The sequence below is a fragment of the Nocardia sp. NPDC020380 genome (assembly GCF_044386975.1).
Classification (GTDB): Bacteria; Actinomycetota; Actinomycetes; order Mycobacteriales; family Mycobacteriaceae; genus Nocardia.
In genome coordinates this window covers 148,202-173,226 of sequence record NZ_JBIRVQ010000018.1, presented here as the reverse complement: position 1 = coordinate 173,226, position 25,025 = coordinate 148,202, and the positions used below count along the sequence as shown (strand labels likewise).

Sequence of the window (25,025 nt, the reverse complement as noted above, 5' to 3'; positions counted from 1 at the left end):
GTGCTGTGGGCACTGCTGCGCGACGGCCGGGAATTCACTCCTCAGGCACCGATCCCAGCCACCGGAGGGGCTTGACATCTTCATTGAGATTCCTTCCTGTTTCCTGCGATCAGGCCGTCGCCTGGGTCCGGGTGGGCGCGAACTGGCTTTCCACGGGATCGAGCCCGTAATGCCCGCGCAGGGTGGTGGCGGTGTAGTCGGTGGGGAAGAGCCCGCGCTCCTGCAGGATCGGCACCACCCGATCGACGAAGTCCTCCAGCCCGCCGGGCAGATACGGCGGCATGATGTTGAATCCGTCGGCCGCGCCCTGCTCGAACCAGGTCTGCAGTTCATCGGCGATCTGTTCGGGCGTGCCGGCGAAGGTGCGGTGCCCGCGACCGCCGCCGAGCTTGCCGATGAGCTGGCGCACGGTCAGCTCCTCCTTCTCGGCGAGCTCCTTGACGAGGGTGAATCGGCTCTTACCGCCTTCGATTTCGCTCTCGGCGGGCAGCGGCGGCAGCGGCGCGTCGAGAGCGTGCTCGGTGAGATCGATGCCCAGCAGATTCGACAACTGCCGCAGCGCGTAATCGGGGGAGATGAGCTCGGTGAATTCCTGTTCCAGCGCCCGCGCCTCGGCCTCGGTATCGGCGATGAACGGCACCAGCCCCGGCAGCACCTTCAGTTCGCCGGCCGAACGCCCGTACTTGGGCAGCCGCGCTTTGAGATCCCGGTAGAACTGCTGTCCTTCTTCGAGCGTGCGCTGCGCGGTGAACACCGCCTCGGCATATTGCGCGGCGAATTCCTTTCCGCTCTCCGAGGATCCGGCCTGCACCAGCAGCGGCCGCCCCTGCGGGCTGCGCGGCGAGTTCAACGGCCCGCGCACCTTGAACCGTTCGCGCTGGTAGTCGAGCGTGTGCACCTTGTCCGGGTCGGCGAAGATGCCGGTCTCCGGATCCAGCACCACCGCATCGGATTCCCAGCTGTCCCAGAGCCGAATGGCCAGGTCCACGAATTCCTGGGCGCGCTCGTAGCGGCGGGCGTGCTCGGGAATGGAGTCGTAGCCGTAGTTGAACGCCTCGTCCTCGTTGCCGGAGGTGACGATATTCCAGCCCGCCCGGCCATTGCTGATGTGATCCAGCGAGGCGAATTTACGAGCGAGAGTGAACGGTTCGTTGTACGTGGTCGACGCGGTGGCGATCAGCCCCACATGTTCGGTGGCGGTGGCGATCGCGGCGAGCAGGGTGACCGGCTCGAACACGGCCAGCGCATTGCGCTTGATCCGCGGCCCGATCGCGAGCCCGTCGGCGAAGAACACCGAATCCAGTTTCCCGCGCTCGGCAATGCGGCCCAACTCCCGGAAATGCTCGACATCGAGCACCCGATGCTCCTCGGTGCGCGGATGCCGCCAGGCGGCCTCATGATGCCCGACACCCATCAGGAAGGCATTGATGTGAAAAGTCTTGTCCGACTGCGACATGGAGATGTGTATTCCTTCTGCGGTTCGTTACCGCTGCGTGCGCCACCGGGACAGGCGGCGTTCGATGGCGACGAGCACGCCGTTATAGGCGAGCCCCACCAGGGAGATGGCGAGAATCCCGGCATACATGTCCGGAATCTCGAAGTTCTGCTGCGCCGCGGTGATGAGATAGCCCAGACCCGAGCGCGCACCGGCCATTTCGGCGGCGATGAGCACCAGAATGGATGCCGACGCCGCCATCCGCAGACCGGTGAAGATCGCGGGCACCGACGCGGGCAGAATCACCTTCTGGAACAACCGGATCGGTGAGAACCCCAGCGACACCGCGGATTTGATGAGCAGCGGATCGACGGTCCGCACCCCGCCGATGGTATTGAGCAGGATCGGGAAGAACGCCGCATACACCACCAGCGCGATCTTGGACGTCTCACCGATACCGAGAATCAGAATGAACACCGGCAGCAGTGCGAGCGCGGCGGTATTGCGGAACAGTTCGAGCACCGGATTCAGCAAGTCGGCCACCGGCCGATACCAGGCAATGGCCACACCGGCCGGAACTGCAAAGACCAGCGAGATGGCGAACCCGACCAACGACCGCGTCAGGCTCGTCGAAACGTGCTCCCACATCTGCCCGTTCCGGATCAACTCCCACGCGGCCTGCACCACGGTGGAGAACGGCGGCAGGAAGATCTGATCCACCACCCCTGCCCGCGGCGCCATCTCCCAGATCGCGAGGAAGACCGCGATCACCAGGGAGGGTTTGAGAATCCGCCAGCCGATCCGCCCGGTAGCGCGGGCAACTCGTGCGGCGAACGCGGTGCGGCTCACCCCTTCTGCGACCCTGGGCGAATCGAGATCAGCTGAGGCTGCGGCGGCGCTCGAGGCTTCTTCTGGGGCCTCGGGTGTGGCGGTCGTCAGGGCGGCTGTCTCCGAGATCGCCGGATCCGGCAGCAGCCGGGGCGTTTCCGCGCCGATGCGTATGGCGCTAGACATGGGTGGACCTCCTGTCGGTGGCGGCCAGGGCGGCCTGCTCCAGGTCCTGGGCGCGGGCGACCTCGTCGTGCAGCAGCGTCCAGATGTGGTGGCGGACCTCGCGGAAGCGTTCGCTCGAGCGGATGTCCTCCGCGGTGTCGTGCTCGAGGTCGATATCGACCACGGCCTTGATCCGCCCGGGTCGCGAGGTGAGCACGGCCACGCGCTGACCGAGGTAGACGGCCTCGTCGATGCCGTGGGTGATGAACAGAATGGTCTTGCCGGTGGTCCGCCAGATGCGGAGCAGCTCGTCCTGCAACGATTCCCGGGTCTGCGCATCGAGGGCCGCGAACGGCTCGTCCATCAGCAGCACCTCCGGATCGAAGGCCAGACTGCGGGCAATGGCGACGCGCTGCTTCATCCCGCCGGACAATTCGTGCGGATAGCGGTCACCGAATCCGGCCAGGCCCACCAGTTCCAGCTAATGTTCGGCGATCCCGCGCCGCGCCCGCCGGCGAATCCCCTTGGCCTCCAGCCCGAATTCGATATTCGCCCGCGCGGACCGCCACGGCAGCAACGCGTACTGCTGGAACACGATCCCGCGATCCAGCCCCGGCGCCGTCACCGGTTCGCCGTCGAGCAGGATCTGCCCGCCGCTGGGCTGGGTCAGCCCGCCCAGCAGATCCAGCAGGGTCGACTTGCCCGAGCCACTCGGCCCGACCAGGACCAGGAATTCCCCGTCGCGCACGTCGACGCTGATGTCGTCGAGCGCGGTGAACGCGCCCTTCTCCCCGCGGACCCGGAATTCCTTGCGCACCCCGGTGAGCGCGAGTTTGACTGCGGTATCGCTCATTTCGCGATCTCCTCGCCGCTCGGACCGCTGGTGGGCGGATACGTGCCGTTGGCATAGGGGTTGAACTTGTTGGTGTAGATGTCGTTGGCGGCGATCTTCCCGGCGGGCAGCTGGCCGTTGCGCACGAGCCAGTCGATCCAGATCTGCAGTTCGCGATCCTGGATCACTGCGCCCGGCACCGGTACGCCGTAGGACTTGTAGTACTTCAGGAGATCGGCGTTCTCGTTGCGCACGCGCTTCTGGATGATCGTGGTCATCCGCGCCACCACCTCATCGTGCGGGGTGACCTGCAGCCAGCGCGTGGCCCGCGCGGTGCCCTGCACGAAATCGGCCACCGCATCGCCATGCTGCTCGAGGTAGTCGTTGGCCGGGCCGCTGGTGGTGTCCGCCCTCCCACTTCAGCTGGATCTTGGTGAAATAGCCCAGGTCGGCGGCCAGTTCGTAGGCTTCGACCTGGCCGGTGGTGCCCTGGTAGCGGACCACCGTCTTGCCGTCGGAGGTGGTGCCGGCGTCGGTTTTCGCGCAGCCGGACAGCACGGCGACGGCGGTGCAGACGGCGAAAGCGGCGACCAGGGCGCGCCGCAGGCGCGGTCGGGCGGGGGAGAACATGTGGACTCTTTCGATGAATACGTCGGTCGGGCAAGGTGATTCGGGCATGGAGAGGCGCAGGAAAGCCGCGGGGCTTCCTGGTCTTACGCAGCGGGCCGGAAATTCGGCGCCGAATCAGGCGCGACAGCTACCGGGCGCGACGCGCATGAGGTCGACCGCGCGGCGCCGTGTGAAGGAAATGAAGGGGATCATTCCAGGTCCTTTGCAGGAGTACGGAAGTGGTAATGATCAGGTTGTTCTCATGGTGCGGTGCCCCGCGTCCCGGGGCAACCGCCATTTCACGATGTGGAAATCACCGTGAGCGTAATTCGGCCGCCGGCACCGATTCGAGATCGGTTGTGACACCGCCGGTTTGGAACAGCGGCGCGATCCGGCCCGCGGCGATGCGCAGGGCGGGCACCACGCTGCGCAGCAGCTCGTCGTCGAGTCTGGCTGAACGCGCCTGCACGGCCAGGGCGCCGCGTACCCGCCGATCACTGCCCAGGATCGGCACCGCGACGGCACGGATCGGATCGTCGGTCGGGATGAGCTCGGAGGCGAACCCGGTCCGGCCGACCCCATCCTGATTGAGCAGGGCCTGCCCGGCCGCGCTGGTCCGCAGTGATTGCCGCGCCCGCGGCACCTGGTGATGACAGAACGACACCGGCGGCCGGGCCTGGAAGACCGTGACCGCGTCGCGCTGCTCGACCATGCTCACGCTGACGGTGATGCGGATGCCCGCGGCCAGCGCGTAGAGGTGCGGCGCGGCCGAGTCCAGGCCCAGCCGGGTGAGGGCGGGCCGGGCGAGCGAGGCCAGGGTGTGCCCGACTCGGTAACGATCGGTCGCCGGGTCCTGTTCGAGCAGTCGCCCGCGCACGAGGGCCTGGGCGAGGCGGTGCGTGGTGCTCAGCGGCAGATCGGCGAGCTGGGCCAGTTCGCTGAGGGTCAGCTCGGGATCGTCGCCCTCGAAGCAGGTGAGCACCGCTATCGCCCGATCCACGGCGCGGGCGCCGGAACGTGGTTCGTCGGTGGTGGTCATGGTGCCTCCTGCGGTACCGGAAACGACGTCTCCGGAACTATCACCAGCATCCTGACCTGGGGCAATGGTTGTGCGCAGGGGGATCCGAGGGGTCTGCTCCGCACGATCGTCCCGTAAAGGTTTTGTATTACGCGATGCGGATCACGCATTTCGCGTGACCTCCGTCACAATTCCGCATGCTAATTCCAGAACTGTAATTCGCGCGGCGTTCGATGCCATCTGCGAAAACTGGATAAGTACGGTCGAGATCGATTTGTCAACCCGCCGTGATCGCCCCGTGATTCAACGTGATTGTTCCGTTACCGTCGTTCTCGGCTCGAATCGACGAGCCCGAACTCGAATCGCCGAACACCGGCTAACCCGTCCCGCGATTCGAACGCAACCGACATCCCTGGGGACGGGAACCCGTGAGTTTCACGGCGGGCGGTGGGCGCAGGCAGGGAATCCCATATGCATCGCAACCGGAAGCTCACCACCCGTATGCTCGCCGCCACCGCGGCCGTCGGCGCACTCGTGTCGGTCCCGTTCGCTCTGTCCACCGCGACCGCCTCGGCCGCCGGACACGACTGGGATGCCGTCGCCAACTGCGAGAGCAGCGGAAACTGGGGCGCCAACACCGGCAACGGTTTCTATGGCGGCCTGCAGTTCACCCAGAGCACCTGGAACGCCTACGGCGGTAACGGTAGCGCGTCCAACGCCAGCCGTGACGAGCAGATCCGCGTCGCGGAGAACGTGCTCGCCGGCCAGGGCGCGGGCGCTTGGCCCGTCTGCGGCGCGTACCTGTAAGACGCTCCGCTCGCACTCAGCGCAAAACAATGGGCCCGCTTCGCCATTAGCGAAGCGGGCCCATTGCATTTGCAAAACCTATTTGTGAGCGGCGTAGATCGCCTGCGCCAGTTCGGACTTCACGGTCTGGAATTCGGGCGTCGCGATCACTTCGAGATCACGCACCACGGCGTCCCCGTCGCCGGGAAGTTCGATGCGCCGATCGACGATGACGCGTCCGGGCCGGGCGCTCATGACGAGCACGCGGGTGGACAGGAACACCGCCTCCTCCACCGAATGGGTCACGAACACAATCGTTTTCGCCGCATCCCGCCACAGCCGCAGCAACTCCACCTGCAGGCGTTCGCGGGTCAACTGATCCAGCGCCCCGAAGGGCTCGTCCATCAGGACGATGCGCGGATCGTTGACCAGCACGCGCGCGATCTGCGCCCGCTGCTGCATGCCGCCGGACAGCTCGTAGGGCTTCTTGTCGCCCGCCTCGGCGAGCCCGACCAGCCGCAGCAGCCGCTCGGCCTCGGCACGCCGCGTCCGGCGATCCACCCCACGGCACTTCGGCCCGAACTCGACATTGCCGCGCACCGACAGCCACGGATACAGCGTCGGCGACTGGAACACCACACCCCGATCCGGACTTGGCCCGGCCACCGCATCCTGGCCCACCCGCAGCGTGCCCGTGGTGGGCTCGAGGAAGCCGCCCAGCAGCTGCAGCAGCGTCGTCTTACCGCAACCGGACGGCCCGACGATGCTGACGAACTCCCCGGGTTCGATGACCAGATCGGTGGGGGAGAGCGCGACCGTGTCACCGGTCGGCGTCGCATAGGTCTGGGAGACCTCACTCAGCACCACCCGATCACGCCCCGCCGGACCAGCTGCTGTCAGGCCTTGACCCGCGCCGGCCGTCCGGCCGTCACGGGTGGCCGCTCTGGTCGCTCGGCGTTCGCGGGTGGTGATCACTTCGCGCTCACCGTGGTGGCGGCATCGGCGTAGACCGCGCCCGCGTACTTGTCCGGCGACGCGACGCCCTGGATCTGGCCCTGGCTCAACAGGAACTGTGCCGTGCTCTGCAGATCCGACCCGAGCTGCTTACCGAGGTAGGCCGCGCCGGCCTGGGTGGCCGCATCCAGGTAGGTGTAGCCGGCGAGCTGCGTGCGGACCTCGTCCACCGGCACACCGAGCTGCGCGGAGATATGGGTCGCCGCCCCCTGCGGATCGGCGGCGAGCTGATGCACGGCCCAGTTCTGCGCCGCCGTCCACACCGCGAGGAACTTCGGGTTCGCGGCCACGAACTCGGTGCGCGCGCCCTCGAGATCGTAGGTCGGCTTGCCGCCCTTGGCCGTATCGGCCGCGGTGGTCACCACATGCCCGGTCTTCTGCAGTTCGGCCAGCGTCGGATCCCACACGAAGGCCGCGTCGATCCCGCCCGACTTCCACGCCGCGAGCAGCGCATCCGGCTGCAGATTCACCAGCGTCACATCGTTTTCGATCCCGGCGGCGTTGAGCGCCGCCAGCAGGCTGTAGTGCGAGGTGCTCGCGAACGGCACCCCGATCCTCTTGCCCTTCAACGCCGCCACCGAGGTGATGCTCGCGTCCTTGGCGACCAGCGATTCGGCCGGCCCGATCACATCGTGGATCCACACCGCCTGCACCGGCAGGCTCAACGGCGGCGAAACCGCCTGCGCCACCGCCGCACTGCCGAGCAGACCCAGATCCAGCGATTTGGCGCCGAACGCCTGCACCACCGTGGCGCCGGAGGCGAACTTCGACCAGGTGATCTGTGCCTTGGGCAGGCAGGTCTCCAGCAGCCCGGCATCCTTGACGATCAGATCGCCATTGGGAATGTCCTGGTATCCGATGCGCACCGCACCGGTGAAGGTGTCGTCCACCGCCACCGGGCAGTCGGCCTTGGCGCCGGTGCCGCTCGACTGATCACTGCGCCCCGACGACACACATCCCGCCAGCGCCACGGTGAGAACCCCGGCTATCGCCAACGACACGAAACTGCGCTTCACGCTCTACCTTTCCACGGCACGAGGACCGCGCCTATCCACTTGATGACCGCGTCCAGAGCGAGCGCGGTGAGACCGATGACGATGATGCAGGCCACGGTGAGCGGCGTATTCAACTGCTGCCCGGCCAGATACGCGAGCCCGCCGATCCCCGGAATGCCATTGTTGAGCTCCGCGGCGACCACGGTGGTCCACGCGAACCCGATCGCCACCCGCACCCCGCCGATGATCTCGGGCAGCGTGGACGGGAACAGCACCCGCGTGATCACCTGCAACCGGTTCGCGCCCAGGGACCGGGCGGCATTGACCCGATCCTGCGAAACCCCTTGCACCCCTGCGACGGTCGAGATGACGATCGGCGGGAAGGCCGCGAGGAACAACAGCCAATCCTTGGAGGTGTCGCCGATCCCGAACCACACGATCAGCAGCCCGATATAGCCGAGTGGCGGCAGCATGCGCAGAAAGTTGAGGTACGGCTCGACGATCGCGCTGACCGCGCGGGAGGTGCCGAGCAGGAATCCGACCGGCGGGCCGAGCAGCACCGCGGCCCCCGCCCCGATGCCGATGCGCTGCAGGCTCGCGACCAGATGCTCCCACAGGAAGTAGTTCTGCTCCCCGCGCACCTGCCGCGGGACACCGGGGGCGAGTTCGTGCCGGCTGTTGGCGCGCACGAACGCGTGCCATACCGCCTGCGGCGTCGGAAGAAACTGCGCGTCAACCAGTTTGGCGGCACTGACCGCCCACCACAGCGCCACGAAGCCGGCCAGCGAGACCACTCGCACCACGATCCCGCGCACCCGCACGCCGCCCCGCCCGGCCCTGAGCACTGCGGACAGGCGGGCCGGGGCGAGCACCTCGCCGGTGACGGCAACGGTCGGTGATGGCGTCACGGTGCGCACTCGTCCTGTCTGCTCGGGTGGCGGCGGTCCCAGGCCGAGACCGTCCGGTCCGATCCTGGCCGCCGCGCCCCGCGAGGACGAGGTTCACACTCACCGTGATCGCAACTCCTACCGATACCGGTAGTCGTCCCGATCGAAACGCACCGCCCGCCGATAGGTCTTCAGCAACGACCACGGCCGGATATAGGGCGACTTACCTTGCGAATTCACGAAGTAGCTGTTCGAGCCCTCGCACCGAGTCTCCAGGTAATAGGCCAGATTCCGGCCGCTGCGCAGCATATTGCGGTGGAACTGCTCCTGCGCCTCGGGCCGCACCTCCACCGACCGCGCCCCGCGCCGGCGGGTCTCGTCGATCACCGCGGCGATATGCCGCATGGAGTTCTCGACGAAGTAATGGAACGCCGTACCCGTCCACGAATACGGGCCGATCATGATGAACCGATTCGGAACCCCGGCCACCGAGGTGCTGTAATACGCCTTCAGCTCCTCGGTGTTGTAGAACAGGCCGAGGTCGAAGCCATTGCGGCCCAGCACCGTTCCCGGCTTGTAGCTCTCCGGATCGGAGAACACCTCGTATCCCGTCGACAGCACCAGCGCGTCGATCGGCCGCTCCGTCCCGTCGGCGGTACGGATGCCGTCCGGGGTCACCTCCGCGATCCCGCCGGTGATGAGGTCGACATTGTCGCGATTGAGCGCCGGCAGATAGCCGCCACCGCACCCGCCGCGAATGCAGACGATGCCGAATCCGGGCCGCAGCTTGTCCCGGGTCGCCTTGTCCTTCACCTTGATTCGCACCCAGCCGGCGTACAGCTGCCGCCCGGCCGCATCGATACCCCGCGCACCCAGCCGCCACAACGGGTGCGGTGTGTAGACCGCGACGCGCAACATCGAATCGATCAGCACCTGCGCGACCCCGTTCGCCGCCGCCGAACCACCCGGCAGCGCCAGTAGTTGCTGCATCCACTTGCGCAGCACGAAATCGGGTTTCGGCAGATACACCTGTGGTGTGCGCTGGTAGATGTCCAGGCTCGCGACCTGCGGTGCGAGCTGGGGTGCGATCTGCATGGTGCTCGCACCGACCCCGATGATGGCGACCCGCTTACCGGTGAAGTCGTAGTCGTGATTCCAGTCCGAGGGGTGCATGGACACACCCGTGAACGATCCGAGCCCCGGAATGTTCGGCGACAGTTTGGGATTGATGTACGCCCCGACCGCGCTGATCACGAACCGCGCCGTGAGCACTTCACCGGATTCCAGGTGCAGCCGCCACAGGTCATGGGCATCGTCCCAGACTTCTTGCACCACATTGACGCCGAAGCGCATGCGCCGCGGCAGATCATGATCGGCGGCCACCTCTTCGAGGTATTCCAGGATCTGATCGCGTTTGGCGAACAGCCGGTCCCAGTCCGGCTTCCGCGCGAAGGAGAACTGATAGGTGGTGGTCGGGATATCGCACCCGGCATCGGGATAGTGATGGCTGTACCAGGTGCCGCCGAGCCCGCCGACCCGGTCGACGATGAGGAAATCGTCGATCCCGATCTCCTGCAACTTCACCCCGGCGCAGATGCCGCCGATACCCGCGCCGATCACGATGACCTCGTGCTGCGGCGTTTCGAGCGTCTCGGTCGCTTCGGTCGCGGTCAGATCCGCGGTGTCCGTGCTGCTCATCGGGCGCCTCCGGCCGGCGCGATCTCGCGCAGGCGTTTGCGCATGCCGGGCCCGAACCCGATGCGGTAGGCGATCTTCCACACCGGCGGGAACCAGGTGGCGAAGCGCAGCGGCAGCCGCGGCGTGACGGCAACCGTCCAGACCACCTTGGTGCCGCCGGGAATCTCGTCGAAGGTGACATCCTCGGCATACTGGCGGACCAGCAGGTATTGACTCCAGTTCCCGCTCACCACACCGAAAGTGATCCGCTTGCCGGGCTCGTACCGCCAGAAGTGTTCACGCTCGACCCAGCCGAACCGCCACGGCGCGAAGACCGAACCCATCTCACGCACCACGCCCTCGCCCCGATCCGGCGAGTCGTAGCGCACGCCGACACCAGGGAACGGCAGCCACTTCCACGCGTGATCGTCGTCGAGGGCGGTCCACACGGCGCTCGGCGGCGCGTCGAATTCGTACTCGGTGGTGAAAACCAGTGCGGCCGTGTCGAAGACGGAGTCGTCGATGGGCGCTGCCGCGTGCTGAGTGTGCAGGAAAGGCAGGAGCGGGGCTGGCTGGGGCATAGGACGACTCCCTTGTCGAACGCGAGACGCGCGTCTCAGACGATTCCGCTGGTGGACTCCACGGCGTCCATCGCTGGATGTGTGAAAGTGATGTCCGTAGGCTGTACCTGCGGTCAATTAGATGACGTTAACGTCAGTTAAAGTACACCCGTCTGGGACGGTGGTGCAAGAGGTGCCCGCTCGCCGCCGCCCGCCCGAGCGCATCGAGCCGCATACGATGTCCTGGATGACCGAACCAGCCAAGCCCGCGCGCGGTCCCGGCCGGCCACGGGACGAGCGGAATGCCGAACGCCGACGTCGCGAGCTGATCGAGGCCGCCTACCGCGTGTTCACCACCAAGGGCTACGCCACCGCCACCGCCGCCGATATCGCCGCGGAGGTGGGCGTCGGCTACGGCACCTTCTACCGCTACTTCGACAGCAAGCGCGCCATTCTCGACGATGTCGTGGACTACGGCCTGGACCGCATCCTCACCGATATCGTGGGCGACCTGTTCGAACCGGGCCTGACCGGACTCGACATCACCCTCGAATCCCTGGTGGGCGCATGGGTTTCGGCCGTGGACCGGATGTGCCACATCGCCGAATCCGAACCCGCGCTCATGCGCGCGCTGCTGTTCGACCTGACCGGCATCGACGACGACCTCAATGCCCGGCTGCTCGGCCTGGGCGGGGTACTCAGCGCCACCCTCGAACGATTCCTGGCCCGCGCCGTCGACGCCGGCGTGCTGCGCGCCGACCTCGATGTGGCCAATGTGGCCTGGATGCTGCTGGCGCTCACCATTCCTCCGGTCATGCGGACCCTGCAGGGCGAAGGCGAATTCGACCGCCGCCGCTACTCCGAAACCGTCATGGCGGTGCTGTCGCCGGGACTGCGGGCAACCCCGAACTCCAATTAACGGACATCCACGTCTGCTAATCTCGGCCGCAGCAGAACGGGGATGATCCGATGTCGGATGAGATAGTCACCTCGCGCGTGCTGCGCGGCGCCCAGCTCGGCAAACTCGTTGCGGGCCAAGCCGTCCGCGGCGCCGGCGTCACCCTCTCGGCGGTCCGCGCGAGCGAGGAGGAACGCGCGGCCCGCACCGAACGCGCCCTGGCCGACGCGGCCGAGGACATCGTCACCGTGCTGGGCAGCATGAAAGGCCTGGCCATGAAGGCCGGGCAGCTGCTGTCCATGTTCGATCCGCTGGCGGTCTTCGGCCGCACCACCATCCCGCCCGAACAGCGAGAACGCTTCCAGCGCAAGCTCGCCGAACTCTACGATCGCGCGCCGCAGGTGTCCTTCGAACGCATGCGCACGGTCATCGAATCCGACTACGGCCGTCCATTGGCGGAAATCTTCGCCGAGTTCGAGGCCGAACCCATCGGCGCCGCCTCGATCGGGCAGGTCTACCGCGCGCGGCTGGCCGACGGCCGCACGGTGGCCGTGAAGGTCCAATACCCCGGCATCGACGTGGCAGTCCGTGCCGACGTCAAGAATCTGGCCCTGCTCATGCGCATGACCCGCGTCCTCGCACCGGTTTTCGACGATCGCGTCCTGTACCGGGAACTCTCCACCCACCTGGCCGCCGAGACCGACTACCGGATCGAAGCCGAGAACCACCGCACCATCGCCGAGATGTACCGCGGCCACCCCTTCATCCGCATCCCCGAAGTGATCTCGGAACTGTGCACCCCGCACGTCCTGGTCACCGAATTCGCCGCGGGCACACCCTTCTCCGGCATCGCCGCCCTGCCGGCCGCGACCCGTGACCGCGTGGGTGAAATCGTCATGCGCTTCTACGCCGGTTCCATGCTGCGCTTCCGCCGCTTCACCAGCGACCCGCATCCGGGCAATATCGTCCTGGCCCCCGACGGCGCGGTGGTCTTCCTCGACTTCGGCCTGTTCAAGGAGATGGACGCCGCCGCAGTCGAATTCGAGATGGACTGCGTCCGAGCCGCCGCCGAATACCGCGCCGGCGACCTCCGGGCCCTGCTGGTCGGCTACGGCGTCCTCGACGACGACGCCCCCGCCACGCCCGAGGAATGCCTGCGCATGTTCCACGAGATCTCCGGCTGGCTGCTCACCGACGCCGACATCCGCATTCCCGAAGATGCCGGCGCCACCGCCCTGTTCACCTGGATAGATCCCCGCCGCGCCTACTTCGACCGTTGGCGAGACCAATACGCCCCCGCCGAACACGCCCTGGCCCGCCGCGTCGAATACGGCACCCTCGCCCTGCTCGGCACCCTGCGCGCCTCCGCCAATTGGCACCGGATCGCCCGCGAGTGGATCTACGGCGAAAGCCCCCGCACCGAACTCGGCCGACTCGAACAGCAGTGGCGCACCGGCGAACACACATAGCCTGACCGTGTGGACAGATTCGAATACCTCGCATCCCTGCCGCGCAAACGAGCCGCCGCGAGCGTCCTGTTCTTCGACGAGTCGGACCGAATCCTCTTGGTGGAACCCACCTACAAGAACCATTGGGAACTACCGGGCGGCGTGATCGAAGCCGACGAATCCCCGCGGGCCGGCGCCATCCGCGAAATCGCCGAAGAACTCGCGCTCACGATCTCACCGGGCCGCCTGCTCGCGGTGGACTGGGTACCCCCGATCCCGCAACGCACCGAGGGCCTGATCTTCGTCTACGACGGCGGCACACTCAGCCCCGCGCAACGGGATTCGATCCGCCTGCCCGCCGAGGAACTGCGCTCGTGGGCCTGGTGCGATGACGAGGAAGCCGCCACGCGGCTGACAGACCTGCTGGCCCGCAGAGCCATTGCCGCCCGCCAGGCTCGCGCCGCCGGTTTCACCACCTACCTGGAGGACGGCTTCGCGCCCGCCTGACCTTACGAACCCGGTTGCGCGGCAATGGCCAGCGGATGGCAATCGCTGCCGCACGCGCCCACGCTCTGACTGACCTCGGTCGCCGCGCGGTGCTGCACGGCCCGGGTGACCACGATTTCGATGCCGCGGTCGGTGAGAGTGGCGGTGCCGTCCACGAGCAGCGTGTAGCCGCCAGGCTCGAGCGGTGGCCACAGCAGGGTGACCGTATCGCGCTCGCCGATATTGCGGCGCGTGCTGTTGCCGGTGTCGGCCACGAGGAATCGGTGCGAGTCGAGTTCCGCGTGCACCTCGACGGCGTGCGGCCGGATATCCGCCCCGATGGTGATGAGGTAGGCGATCCCGTATCCGGCGAGCGTCTGCTCGAGCTCGTCCGATGCCACGACTTGACTCATCGCCCCAGCGTACCGACCGCGCCGGTGCGAGGACTGCCAGGTTCATAGGCCAGACTTGTTCGTTGTGCCTCGTATTCGCCATGTCGGCAGTGTGCTGGCCGCGGTAGCGGTCTTCTTCGTGGTTTCTGCCTGTGGCGGCAGCGGTCGGAACAGCGGGCCGAGCACGGATTCGCTACAGCCCTCGTATCACGGTCCGGCGCAGCAGTTGATCACCGTCGTGTCGGGTTCGCCGACCCATACCGCCGGTCGGCTCACGGCGTGGCAGCGCAACGGGGATCGCTGGGTGCGCGTCTTCGGTCCGCTGCACGCGGATCTCGGTGCGGACGGGATCGGCGTGGCGAACGAGACCACGGCTCACACCCCGGCCGGGACCTGGCCGCTGACCGAGGCATTCGGTATCCAGCCCAACCCGGGCACGCGGCTGCCCTACCGGCAGGTGACCGACAAGGATTGGTGGGTATCGGACCCTGCCTCGGCCTACTACAACACCCACTACACCTGCGCCCCCGGCACCTGCCCGTTCAAGGAAGAGGACGGCGAGGATCTGGGTGAGGCCGGTCCGGCCTACGACCACGCGGTGGTGATCGACTACAACCGCTCACCCGTCGTACCGGGCAACGGGTCGGCGATCTTCCTGCATGTGGGCGACGGCAATCCGACCGCCGGCTGTGTCACCGTCCCGGGTCCCACGCTCGTGGATGTCATGCGCTGGCTGGACCCGGCCGACCACCCGGTCATCGACATCTCCGTCGCCGAATAGCGGGACTCAGTCCGCGACTTCCGGTTCGGGGTCCGGCACCCCGAGCCGGGTATCGATCGCCAGTCCGATGATCCCGACCGCCAGGCAGGCGACGGTGAGAATGATCTGCCCGGGCGAGGTGCGGTTGGTGAGCGCATCACCCAGCAGCACCGTGCCGATGGTCCCGGGCACGATGCCGATCAGCGTCGCGATCAGATACGGCGTCATGCGCACGGAGGACAGCCCCGCGCAATAGTTCACGATCGAGAACGGCGCGAAGGCGATGAGCCGCAACGACCCCACCGCCAGCCACCCGCGCCGCGCCAGCCGCGCATCGACCGCCTTGACCGTCGGATGCGTGAGCCGCGCCCGCACCCGCTCATGATCGATCGCGCGCACCAGCAACAGCGCCAGCACCGCACTGAGCGTGGTGGCCGAAAGGGCAAGCGTCAGGCCGAGAACCGGCCCGAACAACATCCCCGCACTCAACGTGAACACCGTGCGCGGAAACGGTGCGATGCAGATCAGCGTGTGCAGGACGAAGAACACCAGCGGTAGCAACGGCCCGACCGAATCGGCCCAGTGCCGGATCTGCACCGGACCCGGATGCGGCGCGAACGCCGCCAGCGCGAACAGGACAGCACACAGCAGCACCACGGCGAGCACCCGCGGCCGGCGCAGGCGGCGGAGCTGCTGGAAGAGTCGGCTGCGCGGTTCGGAGGCGCTGGTGAGCGGCCCGCGCACGGTTGTTGGCACCGCGCCAGGTTACCGGCTGGTAGTGAGACTCAGTCGACTGTATCCGGAAACGTCCCGCTAGCATCACAAGAAAGACGATGAATGCTCGTTAACCGAAGTGGCTGCTGAGCTGGGCGAATGCCCATGAAATCGGCTATGTGGTCAGTGAGTGGAAGAAGGAAACAGCAGCTATGCCGATTGCTTCCGACCCGGGCACCGAGCCGGTGCCCGAGTATGCCGCCTGGCGCAAGGGTGTCGCCGGGGTGCTGGCAAAGGCCCGCAGGGTGGACGTGGCCGACTTGCCGGACGAGCCGGAGAAGCTGCTCGCGGTCCAGACCTACGACGGCCTGACGGTCAACCCGCTCTACACGCGTCGCGACGAGCTGCCCGAGCAGCCGCTGCCGGGCGCTTTCCCGTTCGTGCGCGGCGGTGACGCCGAACGCGATGTGCACCGCGGCTGGTTCGTGAGCCAGCGTTTCGGCGGCCCGGATGCCAAGGCCGTCAACGAGCAGATCCTGTTCGCGCTCGAGAACGGCGTGAGCGCACTGTGGCTCGGCGCGGGGGAGCGCGGTGTCCCGATCGCGGACCTGCCGCAGGCCTTGCGCGGCCTGCTCTTCGAGCTCGCGCCGCTGACCCTCGACGCGGGCACCGACGCGGATGCGGCCGCGGCCCAGGTCTTCTCGATCCTCGACGGCTACCAGGTGGCCGATCGCAAGGGCATTCGCGTGCAGCTCGGCGCCACCCCGTTGACCAGCCTGTTCGCCGGTAGCGAGGCCATCGACCTGGACGGCGCGATCGCGCTGGCCCGCCAGGCCGTGGCACGGCCGGAGACGGTGCGCGCGATCATGGTGTGCGGCGTGGCATTCCACAATGCCGGCGCCTCGGACGCACAGGAACTGGGTGCGGCCGTGGCCGCGGGCCTGGAGTACCTGCGCGCTCTCACCGCGGCGGGCGCCGATATCGCGGATGCGCTGGAACAGCTGGAGTTCCGTTTCGCCGCCACCGACGACCAGTTCGAGACCATCGCCAAATTCCGTGCCGCACGACGCTTGTGGGCCCGGGTGGCGCAGGTGTGCGGCGCCCCGGAATTCGGTAATGCCCCGCAGCAGGCCGTGACCTCGCCGGCCATGATGAGCCAGCGCGACCCGTGGGTGAACATGCTGCGCACCACCCTGGCCGCCTTCGGCGCGGGTGTCGGCGGCGCGGATATCGTCACCGTGCTGCCCTTCGACGACGCCCTGCCCGCCGGGGAACTCGAGGTGTCCCAGGCGTTCTCCGAGCGCATGGCCCGCAATACCCAGCTGCTGCTGCTCGAGGAATCCCACCTCGGTCACGTGCAGGATCCGGGAGCGGGTTCCTGGTTCGTGGAGTCGCTCACCGATGAACTCGCCGCCAAGGCGTGGGAGTTCATGCAGGAGATCGAGAAGGCCGGCGGTTACCTGGCCGCCCTGCAGGCGGGCCTGCTCGCCGAGCGGATCGCCGCCACCAAGGCGAAGCGCGATTCCGATGTGGCGCACCGCAAGACGGCCGTCACCGGCGTGAACGAATTCCCGAACCTGGCCGAGAAGCCGCTGTCGGAGGCTGCCCGCGCGACGAGCCCGGCCGCCGCCTACGGCGCCGCGTTCGAGGCGCTGCGCAATCGCTCCGATGCCTACCTCGCCGCGCAGGGCGCGCGGCCGAAGGCCCTGCTGGTGCCGCTGGGCCCGGTCTCGGAGCACAATGTGCGTGTCACCTTCACCGCCAACCTGCTGGCCTCCGGCGGCATCGAATCGGTCAATCCGGGTGCCCTCGATCTCGCCGGATTCGGCGCGGCGGCAGCCGAATCCGGTGTAAAGCTCGCGGTGCTGTGCGGTGCGGACGCCCGCTACGGCGCCGAGGCCGGTGCGGCCACCGACGCCCTGCGCGCGGCCGGCATCACCACGGTGCTGCTGGCCGGACCGGAGAAGGCGGTGGCGGAGCTGTCCGGCGCACAGCGACCGGACGGATTCGTGACGGCGCGGATGGATGCGGTGACGGCTCTGTCCGGCCTGCTCGAGAAGCTGGGAGCCCCCGCATGAACGGTCAGGCCCGAAGGCGGCAGCGGAGCGTAACCACGCAGGGCCCCGGTCATGCGGAGAGGACACGGCGATGAGCGATATCAAGCATCTGATCGGCAGTTTCGCCGAGGTCCCGCTCGGGGGGGCGGAGACCGCCCCGGTGCAGGGTGCGCAGGTCGAGGCCTTCGTCAAGGAGGCGGCCGAGGCCAATCACTATGCGCCCGAACAGCTCACCTGGGCGACCCCCGAGGGCATCGACGTGCCGCCGGTGTTCACCAAGGCGGACCGCGACGGCATCGTCGAGCAGGGCTACCCGCTCGACAGCGTGCCGGGCCTGGCCCCGTTCGTGCGCGGCCCGTACCCGACCATGTACGTGAACCAGCCGTGGACGATTCGCCAGTACGCGGGCTTCTCCACCGCCGCGGACTCGAATGCCTTCTACCGCCGCAACCTGCAGTCGGGTCAGAAGGGCCTCTCGGTCGCCTTCGACCTGGCCACCCACCGCGGCTACGACTCCGATCACCCGCGCGTCACCGGTGACGTGGGCATGGCCGGTGTCGCCATCGACTCCATCCTGGATATGCGGGAACTGTTCGATCAGATTCCGCTGGATCAGGTTTCGGTGTCGATGACCATGAACGGCGCGGTGCTGCCGATTCTGGCGTTGTACGTCGTTGCCGCCGAGGAGCAGGGCGTCAAGCCGGAGCAGCTGGCCGGAACCATTCAGAACGACATTCTGAAGGAGTTCATGGTCCGCAACACCTACATCTACCCGCCCAAGCCCTCGATGCGGATCATCTCCGACATCTTCGCCTTCACCTCCGCGAAGATGCCGAAGTTCAACTCGATCTCCATCTCCGGCTACCACATTCAGGAAGCCGGCGCGACCGCCGACCTGGAGCTGGCCTACACCCTCGCCGACGGCGTGGAGTACATCAAGGCCGGTATCGACGCGGGCATGGAGGTCGACAAGTTCGCGCCGCGGCTCTCGTTCTTCTGGGCGATCGGCATGAACTTCTTCATGGAGGTCGCGAAACTGCGTGCGGGGCGGCTGCTCTGGAGCGAACTGGTCGCCAAGTTCGAGCCCAAGAGCGCGAAATCGCTGGCGCTGCGCACCCATTCGCAGACCTCGGGCTGGTCGCTGACCGCGCAGGACGTGTTCAACAATGTGGCCCGCACCTGCGTGGAGGCGATGGCCGCCACCCAGGGCCACACCCAGTCACTGCACACCAACGCCCTCGACGAGGCACTCGCGCTGCCGACGGACTTCTCCGCCCGCATCGCGCGCAATACGCAGCTGCTGATTCAGCAGGAGTCCAACACGACTCGCCCCGCCGACCCGTGGGGCGGCTCGTACTACGTGGAATGGCTGACCCACCAGCTCGCCGAACGCGCCCGCGCCCACATCGCCGAGATCGAGGCGCACGGCGGTATGGCACAGGCGATTTCGGAGGGCATCCCGAAGCTGCGCATCGAAGAGGCCGCCGCCCGCACCCAGGCGCGCATCGACACCGGCCAGCAGCCGGTGATCGGCGTCAACAAGTACCAGGTCGAGGAAGACACCCCGATCGAGGTGCTCAAGGTCGACAACACCCGCGTGCGCGCCGAGCAGAACGCCAAACTGGTGAAGCTGCGCGGCGAGCGCGACGCGGCCGAGGTGGAACGCGCACTGGCCGAATTGACCCGTGCCGCCGGTTCTTCCGAGGGCGGCATGGACAACAACCTGCTCGCCCTGGCCATCAACGCCGCGCGCGCCAAGGCCACCGTCGGTGAGATCTCCGACGCCCTCGAAAAGGTGTACGGGCGCCACCAGGCCGAGATCCGCACGCTCTCGGGCGTCTACCGCGAGGAGGCCGGCAAGGTGAGCAATATCAGCAAGGCCATCACGCTGGTCGAGGAGTTCGCCGAGGCCGAGGGCCGCCGCCCCCGCATCCTGGTCGCCAAGATGGGCCAGGACGGCCACGACCGCGGCCAGAAGGTGATCGCCACCGCCTTCGCCGACCTCGGCATGGACGTCGATGTGGGCCCGCTGTTCCAGACCCCGGAAGAGGTGGCCCAGCAGGCGGCCGACAACGACGTGCACGTCGTCGGCGTCTCCTCGCTGGCGGCCGGTCACCTCACGCTGGTGCCCGCCCTGCGGCAGGCACTGGCCGATGTCGGACGTCCCGACATCATGGTCGTGGTCGGCGGCGTCATCCCGCCCGGCGACTTCGACGAGCTGTACGAGGCCGGCGCGGCCGCGATCTTCGCGCCCGGCACGGTCATCGCCGACGCGGCCATCGACCTGATCAAGAAGCTGGGCGACGCGCTCGGCTACGAGATCGGCGGCGGCGCAGGCGAAACCGGCCCGGGCGGCGAGAACGGTACCGGCGGGGGCGAATGAGCGAGGCCGGACGCGAGAACGAGGGTGGCGCGATCCACCCTCGGCTCGGCACCACCGCCGGTGTGACGGCAGTCGGCGGCCCCGCACCCCGCGGTGTGCGCGCCGCCCGGCGGGTCATCGATGTGGATCAGCTCGCCGAGTCGGTCCGCAACGGCGAGCGCGCCGGCTTGGCGCGCGCGATCACCCTGGTCGAATCGACCCGCGGTGACCACCGGGAGCTGGCTCAGCGACTGCTGCTGCGGCTCACCCCCGAGGCCGATCGCATCGATTCGAACCGGGTCGGCATCACCGGCGTTCCGGGCGTGGGCAAATCGACCTTCATCGACGCGCTGGGCATCTCGCTCATCGAACAGGGGCATCGGGTCGCGGTCCTGGCCGTCGACCCGTCCTCCACGCGCACCGGCGGTTCCATCCTGGGCGACAAGACCCGCATGGCCCGCCTGGCCGCCGAACGCGACGCCTTCATCCGCCCGTCCCCGACCGCGGGGACCCTGGGCGGCGTCGCCAAGGCCACCCGCGAAACCATCGTGCTCCTGGAAGCCGCGGGCTACGACGTCATCCTCGTGGAGACCGTCGGCGTCGGCCAGTCCGAGGTGACGGTCGCCAATATGGTCGACGTCTTCTGCTTCCTCACGCTGGCCCGCACCGGAGATCAGTTGCAGGGCATCAAGAAAGGCGTCCTGGAACTGGCCGACCTGGTCGCGGTCAACAAGGCCGACGGCCGCCACGAACTCGAAGCCAAGGCCGCGGCCCGCGAACTGCAAGGCGCCATGCGCCTCATCCACCCCCGCGACTCCTTGTGGCGCCCACCGGTCCTCACCATGAGCGGCCTCAACGGCACCGGCCTCGGCGACTTCTGGGGCACCGTCCTCACCCACCGCCGCGTCCTCACCGAAGCCGGCGAGTTCGCCGAAAAACGCCGCCGCCAGCAGGTCGACTGGACCTGGACCATGGTCCACGACAACCTCCTCCGCCGCCTCACCGACAACCCCCACGTGAAATCCATTCGCGCCCAGGTGGAAAAAGGCGTCCGCGACGGCTCCCTCACACCGGCCCTGGCCGCCGAAGAAATCCTGCGGGCTTTCGACGACGGCCGCTGAACGGCACCTACACGCCAGCGGGCAGCGGATCCTGACCGAGGAAACGCTGCCCGTTCTCCGCACCCCCGCGCACGGCGGCAAAACCGTAGTCGATCATGTTGCACTCGTATTCGTGCAGCGCATCGTGCACATCGCGGCCCTGCGCGGCCTGCACGAGGGCATCACTGAGATGTGCGGCGTCGCGCAACGCGGTGCAGGCGCCCGCACCCGAGGCGGGACTCATGGCATGAATCGCGTCGCCCAGCAGGGTTACCCGGGTCGTGGGCCAGGAAGGAATGGGCACGCTGGTGCGTAGCGGAAGTGCGAAGAGCGAGACCGGATCGCAGTGCGCGACGATTTCGCGCAGGCGCGGATGCCAGGTGCGAACGGCGGCGGTGATCAGGTCGTGTAGTTGCGTGCCGTCGAGATCGCGCACCGAGGCGACCCGCTGCTCGAACCATTCGCTGCGCGCGCCGAACGAGCAGGTCATGTAGTCGCGCAGTCCGGTATTCGCCGGGAACTCCACGGGTGCGACGCCGGCGAAGGTGCCGTCGAATCCGGCGACAGCGGTGAAGATGCCGAACATGTTGTCGTCGAACAGTTTCCGGGTCTCGGTATCGAGTGGGACGGCTCCGTAGATCTGCCACACGCCGGTCTCCACGACCTGGGCATAGGGCAGATACTGCTGCCGCACGGCGGAATTGATGCCATCGGCGCCCACGAGCACATCGGCCGATGCGGTGCTGCCGTCGTCGAGATGCACCACGATCCTGCCGTCGCGATCGATCTCGTAGCCATCGATGCCGGTTCCGAAGGTCACCGAATCCTCGAGGCCCGCCAGCAGGATCCGCCGCAGGGTGAGCCGGTCGACGGCGTAGGCGATATCGTCCGATTCCTGGGTGAAGAGTTCGCGCAGTTCGCGGTCGAGCAAGGTGAACCGTGGCCGCGGAGTCCCGGAGGTGGCGTGGAAACGGTCGGCGAGCTCCGGTGGCAGCGTCTGCTGTAGTGCGTGCTCGGCCGCGCTGTCGAGGTGCAGACGGTAGCCTTGCCGGCGCGAATCGAGTGCGGCGTCGCGTTCGTAGACGGTGTAGTCGATGCCTGCGCGCCGGAGGCCCTGTGCCAGGGCGAGTCCGCCCAGGCCCGCGCCGGCGATGATGACGGTGAATCGGGTCATGACGAGTCCCTTCGAACATTCGGTGAATGGAAGGGACGCCCAGGTCGCACCCGAGGGGTGTGGTGTCTGGCGCGGTGCGCCGCCGGGACTAACCGATACCCGAGCTGTGTCTTCGCGCGTCCGATGGCCAGTCTAGTCACGGTTCGGGGGTCGTTTTCGGGGTTCGATGATTCCGGTCGGTCGACTTGGGCATACCGTAGATGTCCCATCCCGCTGTGACCAGGGACGGGACGCGGCTGGAGGTCGTGAAAAGGGGAGGGATTGCCGTCGTCGGGCGAGGAGATGAGTGACGATGGATCCGGAACGAGTATGGGCCATCATGTGGATTCTGCTCGATCGCTATGGATTGCTACCCCCGATGTCGCTGCGCCGATGACAGGTATGTCATTGCGCCGCTGACAGGTTGGCCGCCTCGAGCTGTTCGATCCGCCGCAACCGCAAACTCAGGTGCAGCACGAACAGTAACGGGAAGACCAGGCACGCAACCCGGGTCGGCGTCGGCAGCGTATCCGCGAGCACCGCGGCCAGCGCCGTGATCGCGGCAATGATCGACGCCGCGCCCAGTGCGGCGTGGTGATCGCGGCGGCGCTCGGCCAGTAGCGCGGACCAGTCGTCGGGATCGGCGAATTCGGGCCGCTCGCCGGTATTCACCGCGTGCTCGAAGGAACGCCGCCAGCGCGGCTCGCTCGTGCGCAGCGGCCGGCCCCAGACACCCGCCGCCCAGATCAGCGGTACGAGGCAGCCGCCGGAAACCAATAGCCACACCATGATTCGGATCCGTTCACTCTGGACAGACGCTGTCCTCGAGTGTGCGTACCCGCGCGCGGCACTTCCACGCACCCCAGGGGTGGAAAACGCGTGACCCAGGTAGTGGCCTAGAGCCCGAACTCCCGCGCGGCATTGTCGTGACAGACCCGCCGCAGCCAGTCCTCGCCCAGCTCCAGCCTTTCCAGCGCGGTCAGGGCATGACCGTAGGTGTACGGGATATTGGGAAAGTCGCTACCGAACAGGATCCGATCGCCGAGCTCCCGCAGCCGCCCGCGCTCGGCCACCGGGAACGGATCGGCCGCCTCGAAGAAGTCGGTGAAGTTCATGGTGGTGTCGAGCAGGACGTGCTCGTGCGCCTGCGCGATATGCAGGAACGCGCCGTAATCCGGCGCCCCCATATGGGCGATGATCAACCGCAATCGCGGAAACCGCTGCAAGAGCGCGGCGATCGGCTCGGGACCGGTGAATTCGGTGGCGGTGGGCGCGGATCCGCAGTGGATCAGCACCGGCACACCGGCGTCCTGCAACAGCCCCCACACCTCGGTGAGCAGCGGATCGCCGGGATGGAATCCGCCGACCTGCACGTGCACCTTGAAGATTCGCGCCCCCGCCTCCACCGCCGCCTCGACATAGCTGGCCGCGTAGTGCTCGGGGTAGAAGGTCGCGGTGTGCAGGCAATCCGGCGTCCGCGCGGCGAAGTCGGCGGTCCATTCATTGAGCCAGGCGGCCATATCCGGCTTGTGCGCGTACACCAGTGAGGTGAAGGCGCGAACCCCGAAGCCGCGCAGCGTCTTCAGCCGCACCTGCTCCTCGTCCCGATATTCGATGGGCCAGCTGCGCCCGATCAGCGGCCCGGCGGAGTCGAAGTACTCCCACACCTTCCGCATGACCCGGTCCGGCATGAAATGCGTATGGATGTCGATGATTCCGGATAGCCCGGCCCGACCACGGAACGCGGCGACCGAATCATCATTGGCCTGCTCGGTCACTGCGGGCCCGCTTCCGGATACGCGGCCGCGGCGAGGGCCCCGATCCGGTCGATCAGCCGGTCGAAGAACACGTCCGGATCGGTCGCGACCACGATGTCCGCATTGGGTTCCCGCCCCCACATGCCCGCCCAGTCGGCGACGGTGGTGGCGCGAGTGATGGTTCCGCTCAGCTCCACGTCCACGGTCGCGGGTTTGGTCACGGCCAGATCGGGATCCAGCGCCACCGCCGCCGCGAACGGATCGTGCATGTGCGCCAGATAGCCCTGGTCATAGAGCTTGTGGAAGTCGAAGTAGAACCGCACGGCATCGGTGAGGAACCGCACCAGCGGATTGCTCGCCTGCGAACGCGCCTCCGGCGGATCGGTTTCCGCCACCAGCTCCACCGGTGTACTGCCCGCGCGCTCGGCCAGCGCCGCCAGGTGCGCGGGCTTCATCTCGATGGTCTCGGTGATGTCGAGCGCGCAGATCAGCGGCCGCCGATCGGCCGGCGCCGCGGCGAAGGCGTCGTACACCGCCTTGGCGGCCTCCGGATCGACGTGCACGTTCCACTCATTGGTGGGCGTGGTGTTGCCGGGATGGTTGAACGCGCCACCCATGATCACCAGCCGGCGCAGCAGCTGGGGGAGCCGCGGTTCGATACGCAGCGCCAGCGCGAGATTCGTGACCGGCCCGGTGCACAGCCCGACGATCTCACCCGGATGCGCCCGCGCCAGATCCACCCACAATTGCGCGGCAGACCGCTCCGACAGCGTCCGCGGCGAGGCCGGCAACATCGCATACCCGACACCCTGCGGCCCGTGCGTGTCCTCGGTGGTGCGCAAGGGAATCGCCAGCGGTTCCGCCGCCCCGAGCGCGACCTCGATCTCCGGCGCCCGGCACAGATCCAGCAGCGCGAGATTGTTCGCGGCGACCTGCGCGGCGGGCACATTGCCCGCGCTGGAGGCGATTCCGACGATCTCGGCCTCGGGGGAGGCCAGCAGATACAGCAACCCCAGGGAATCATCGATCCCGGTGTCATTGTCCATCAGAACCTTCACTGGCATGAGCGCCTCGCATTCGTCGAGTTCCGGG

At 67.6% G+C, this 25,025-nt stretch carries 21 protein-coding genes and 3 pseudogenes; 8 read left to right on the top strand and 16 right to left on the bottom strand.

Features of this window, described 5'->3' with window-relative positions:
* Positions 1 to 109 precede the first annotated feature (109 nt).
* The 5 genes and pseudogenes from ACH438_RS39430 to ACH438_RS39410 form a co-directional block, all read right to left on the bottom strand.
* Entirely contained in the window at positions 110 to 1,456 is a 1,347-nt protein-coding gene (locus ACH438_RS39430) for an LLM class flavin-dependent oxidoreductase (RefSeq protein WP_397015035.1), read from the bottom strand.
* Positions 1,457 to 1,483: 27 nt separating this feature from the next.
* Positions 1,484 to 2,449 (bottom strand): ABC transporter permease, encoded by a 966-nt coding sequence (locus ACH438_RS39425; protein ID WP_397015033.1) that lies wholly within the window; start codon positions 2,447 to 2,449, stop codon positions 1,484 to 1,486.
* Positions 2,442 to 3,281 (bottom strand): annotated as a pseudogene (locus tag ACH438_RS39420) (ABC transporter ATP-binding protein). Before ACH438_RS39420 ends, ACH438_RS39425 begins: the two are co-directional and overlap by 8 nt.
* Positions 3,278 to 3,890: pseudogene (locus ACH438_RS39415) on the bottom strand (hypothetical protein). Before ACH438_RS39415 ends, ACH438_RS39420 begins: the two co-directional pseudogenes overlap by 4 nt.
* A gap of 292 nt (positions 3,891 to 4,182) precedes the next feature.
* Positions 4,183 to 4,908: an IclR family transcriptional regulator gene (locus tag ACH438_RS39410; protein WP_397015031.1), complete on the bottom strand. Its 726-nt coding sequence runs from the start codon at positions 4,906 to 4,908 to the stop codon at positions 4,183 to 4,185.
* A 450-nt stretch (positions 4,909 to 5,358) separates the two neighbouring features.
* On the opposite strand from ACH438_RS39410, the pseudogene ACH438_RS39405 reads away from it, so the two are divergent.
* A pseudogene (locus ACH438_RS39405) lies at positions 5,359 to 5,691 on the top strand (transglycosylase family protein); the annotation flags it as partial.
* An 81-nt stretch (positions 5,692 to 5,772) separates the two neighbouring features.
* On the opposite strand, the gene ACH438_RS39400 reads toward ACH438_RS39405, so the two are convergent.
* The 5 genes from ACH438_RS39400 to ACH438_RS39380 all read right to left on the bottom strand — a co-directional run bounded on the left by ACH438_RS39400 (position 5,773) and on the right by ACH438_RS39380 (position 10,827).
* Positions 5,773 to 6,573, bottom strand: a complete 801-nt coding sequence (locus ACH438_RS39400) for an ABC transporter ATP-binding protein (RefSeq protein WP_397015057.1) — start codon at positions 6,571 to 6,573, stop codon at positions 5,773 to 5,775.
* A 71-nt stretch (positions 6,574 to 6,644) separates the two neighbouring features.
* Entirely contained in the window at positions 6,645 to 7,703 is a 1,059-nt protein-coding gene (locus ACH438_RS39395; RefSeq protein ID WP_397015029.1) for an ABC transporter substrate-binding protein, read from the bottom strand.
* The gene (locus tag ACH438_RS39390) at positions 7,700 to 8,527 is read right to left on the bottom strand and encodes an ABC transporter permease (RefSeq protein WP_397015055.1); all 828 of its coding nucleotides are present in this window, start codon (positions 8,525 to 8,527) and stop codon (positions 7,700 to 7,702) included. The genes ACH438_RS39395 and ACH438_RS39390 overlap by 4 nt, the downstream gene beginning before the upstream one ends.
* A gap of 180 nt (positions 8,528 to 8,707) precedes the next feature.
* Positions 8,708 to 10,267, bottom strand: a complete 1,560-nt coding sequence (locus tag ACH438_RS39385) for a flavin-containing monooxygenase (RefSeq protein WP_397015027.1) — start codon at positions 10,265 to 10,267, stop codon at positions 8,708 to 8,710.
* On the bottom strand, positions 10,264 to 10,827 hold the full coding sequence (locus tag ACH438_RS39380; protein WP_397015025.1) for an SRPBCC family protein: 564 nt from the start codon (positions 10,825 to 10,827) through the stop codon (positions 10,264 to 10,266). The genes ACH438_RS39385 and ACH438_RS39380 overlap by 4 nt, the downstream gene beginning before the upstream one ends.
* A gap of 226 nt (positions 10,828 to 11,053) precedes the next feature.
* On the opposite strand from ACH438_RS39380, the gene ACH438_RS39375 reads away from it, so the two are divergent.
* Genes ACH438_RS39375 through ACH438_RS39365 form a run of 3 tightly spaced genes read left to right on the top strand, consistent with a single transcriptional unit; the run spans position 11,054 to position 13,659 of the window.
* Positions 11,054 to 11,725: a TetR/AcrR family transcriptional regulator gene (locus ACH438_RS39375; RefSeq protein ID WP_397015023.1), complete on the top strand. Its 672-nt coding sequence runs from the start codon at positions 11,054 to 11,056 to the stop codon at positions 11,723 to 11,725.
* Between the two features lie 50 nt (positions 11,726 to 11,775).
* The gene (locus tag ACH438_RS39370) at positions 11,776 to 13,173 is read left to right on the top strand and encodes an ABC1 kinase family protein (protein ID WP_397015021.1); all 1,398 of its coding nucleotides are present in this window, start codon (positions 11,776 to 11,778) and stop codon (positions 13,171 to 13,173) included.
* Positions 13,174 to 13,182: 9 nt separating this feature from the next.
* On the top strand, positions 13,183 to 13,659 hold the full coding sequence (locus tag ACH438_RS39365) for an NUDIX domain-containing protein (RefSeq protein ID WP_397015019.1): 477 nt from the start codon (positions 13,183 to 13,185) through the stop codon (positions 13,657 to 13,659).
* A gap of 2 nt (positions 13,660 to 13,661) precedes the next feature.
* On the opposite strand, the gene ACH438_RS39360 is transcribed toward ACH438_RS39365, so the two are convergent.
* Entirely contained in the window at positions 13,662 to 14,051 is a 390-nt protein-coding gene (locus ACH438_RS39360; RefSeq protein ID WP_397015017.1) for a pyridoxamine 5'-phosphate oxidase family protein, read from the bottom strand.
* A gap of 64 nt (positions 14,052 to 14,115) precedes the next feature.
* On the opposite strand from ACH438_RS39360, the gene ACH438_RS39355 reads away from it, so the two are divergent.
* On the top strand, positions 14,116 to 14,811 hold the full coding sequence (locus ACH438_RS39355; RefSeq protein WP_397015015.1) for a L,D-transpeptidase: 696 nt from the start codon (positions 14,116 to 14,118) through the stop codon (positions 14,809 to 14,811).
* Between the two features lie 6 nt (positions 14,812 to 14,817).
* Here ACH438_RS39355 and ACH438_RS39350 read toward each other — a convergent pair whose 3' ends face one another.
* Positions 14,818 to 15,534: a TVP38/TMEM64 family protein gene (locus tag ACH438_RS39350; protein WP_397015053.1), complete on the bottom strand. Its 717-nt coding sequence runs from the start codon at positions 15,532 to 15,534 to the stop codon at positions 14,818 to 14,820.
* 182 nt (positions 15,535 to 15,716) lie between these two features.
* Here ACH438_RS39350 and ACH438_RS39345 point away from each other — a divergent pair, with 182 nt between their 5' ends.
* The 3 genes from ACH438_RS39345 (at position 15,717) to meaB (ending at position 21,044) form a co-directional block, all read left to right on the top strand.
* Positions 15,717 to 17,582 (top strand): methylmalonyl-CoA mutase family protein, encoded by a 1,866-nt coding sequence (locus ACH438_RS39345; protein ID WP_397015013.1) that lies wholly within the window; start codon positions 15,717 to 15,719, stop codon positions 17,580 to 17,582.
* Between the two features lie 70 nt (positions 17,583 to 17,652).
* Entirely contained in the window at positions 17,653 to 19,944 is a 2,292-nt protein-coding gene (scpA, locus tag ACH438_RS39340; RefSeq protein WP_397015011.1) for a methylmalonyl-CoA mutase, read from the top strand.
* Positions 19,941 to 21,044 (top strand): methylmalonyl Co-A mutase-associated GTPase MeaB, encoded by a 1,104-nt coding sequence (gene meaB / locus ACH438_RS39335; protein WP_397015009.1) that lies wholly within the window; start codon positions 19,941 to 19,943, stop codon positions 21,042 to 21,044. Before scpA ends, meaB begins: the two co-directional genes overlap by 4 nt.
* A gap of 7 nt (positions 21,045 to 21,051) precedes the next feature.
* Here the strand turns inward: meaB and ACH438_RS39330 are convergent, their stop codons facing one another.
* The 4 genes from ACH438_RS39330 to ACH438_RS39315 all read right to left on the bottom strand — a co-directional run bounded on the left by ACH438_RS39330 (position 21,052) and on the right by ACH438_RS39315 (position 24,997).
* The gene (locus tag ACH438_RS39330) at positions 21,052 to 22,197 is read right to left on the bottom strand and encodes an FAD-dependent oxidoreductase (RefSeq protein WP_397015007.1); all 1,146 of its coding nucleotides are present in this window, start codon (positions 22,195 to 22,197) and stop codon (positions 21,052 to 21,054) included.
* A 384-nt stretch (positions 22,198 to 22,581) separates the two neighbouring features.
* Positions 22,582 to 22,965, bottom strand: coding sequence for a hypothetical protein (locus ACH438_RS39325; RefSeq protein ID WP_397015005.1), 384 nt, complete (start codon positions 22,963 to 22,965; stop codon positions 22,582 to 22,584).
* A gap of 107 nt (positions 22,966 to 23,072) precedes the next feature.
* The gene (locus tag ACH438_RS39320) at positions 23,073 to 23,954 is read right to left on the bottom strand and encodes an amidohydrolase family protein (protein ID WP_397015003.1); all 882 of its coding nucleotides are present in this window, start codon (positions 23,952 to 23,954) and stop codon (positions 23,073 to 23,075) included.
* A complete protein-coding gene (locus ACH438_RS39315; RefSeq protein ID WP_397015001.1) occupies positions 23,951 to 24,997 on the bottom strand; it encodes a nucleoside hydrolase in 1,047 nt (348 codons plus the stop codon). Before ACH438_RS39315 ends, ACH438_RS39320 begins: the two co-directional genes overlap by 4 nt.
* Positions 24,998 to 25,025: the final 28 nt, after the last annotated feature.

Excerpts from the sequence above, each read along its gene's own strand:
- ACH438_RS39430 (WP_397015035.1), bottom strand. The coding sequence starts at position 1,456 with ATGTCGCAGTCGGACAAGACTTTTCACATCAATGCCTTCCTGATGGGT.
- ACH438_RS39425 (WP_397015033.1), bottom strand. The coding sequence starts at position 2,449 with ATGTCTAGCGCCATACGCATCGGCGCGGAAACGCCCCGGCTGCTGCCG.
- ACH438_RS39410 (WP_397015031.1), bottom strand. The coding sequence starts at position 4,908 with ATGACCACCACCGACGAACCACGTTCCGGCGCCCGCGCCGTGGATCGG.
- ACH438_RS39385 (WP_397015027.1), bottom strand. The coding sequence starts at position 10,267 with ATGAGCAGCACGGACACCGCGGATCTGACCGCGACCGAAGCGACCGAG.
- ACH438_RS39380 (WP_397015025.1), bottom strand. The coding sequence starts at position 10,827 with ATGCCCCAGCCAGCCCCGCTCCTGCCTTTCCTGCACACTCAGCACGCG.
- ACH438_RS39375 (WP_397015023.1), top strand. The coding sequence starts at position 11,054 with ATGACCGAACCAGCCAAGCCCGCGCGCGGTCCCGGCCGGCCACGGGAC.
- ACH438_RS39370 (WP_397015021.1), top strand. The coding sequence starts at position 11,776 with ATGTCGGATGAGATAGTCACCTCGCGCGTGCTGCGCGGCGCCCAGCTC.
- ACH438_RS39360 (WP_397015017.1), bottom strand. The coding sequence starts at position 14,051 with ATGAGTCAAGTCGTGGCATCGGACGAGCTCGAGCAGACGCTCGCCGGA.
- ACH438_RS39345 (WP_397015013.1), top strand. The coding sequence starts at position 15,717 with ATGCCGATTGCTTCCGACCCGGGCACCGAGCCGGTGCCCGAGTATGCC.
- scpA (WP_397015011.1), top strand. The coding sequence starts at position 17,653 with ATGAGCGATATCAAGCATCTGATCGGCAGTTTCGCCGAGGTCCCGCTC.
- meaB (WP_397015009.1), top strand. The coding sequence starts at position 19,941 with ATGAGCGAGGCCGGACGCGAGAACGAGGGTGGCGCGATCCACCCTCGG.
- ACH438_RS39330 (WP_397015007.1), bottom strand. The coding sequence starts at position 22,197 with ATGACCCGATTCACCGTCATCATCGCCGGCGCGGGCCTGGGCGGACTC.
- ACH438_RS39325 (WP_397015005.1), bottom strand. The coding sequence starts at position 22,965 with ATGGTGTGGCTATTGGTTTCCGGCGGCTGCCTCGTACCGCTGATCTGG.
- ACH438_RS39315 (WP_397015001.1), bottom strand. The coding sequence starts at position 24,997 with ATGCCAGTGAAGGTTCTGATGGACAATGACACCGGGATCGATGATTCC.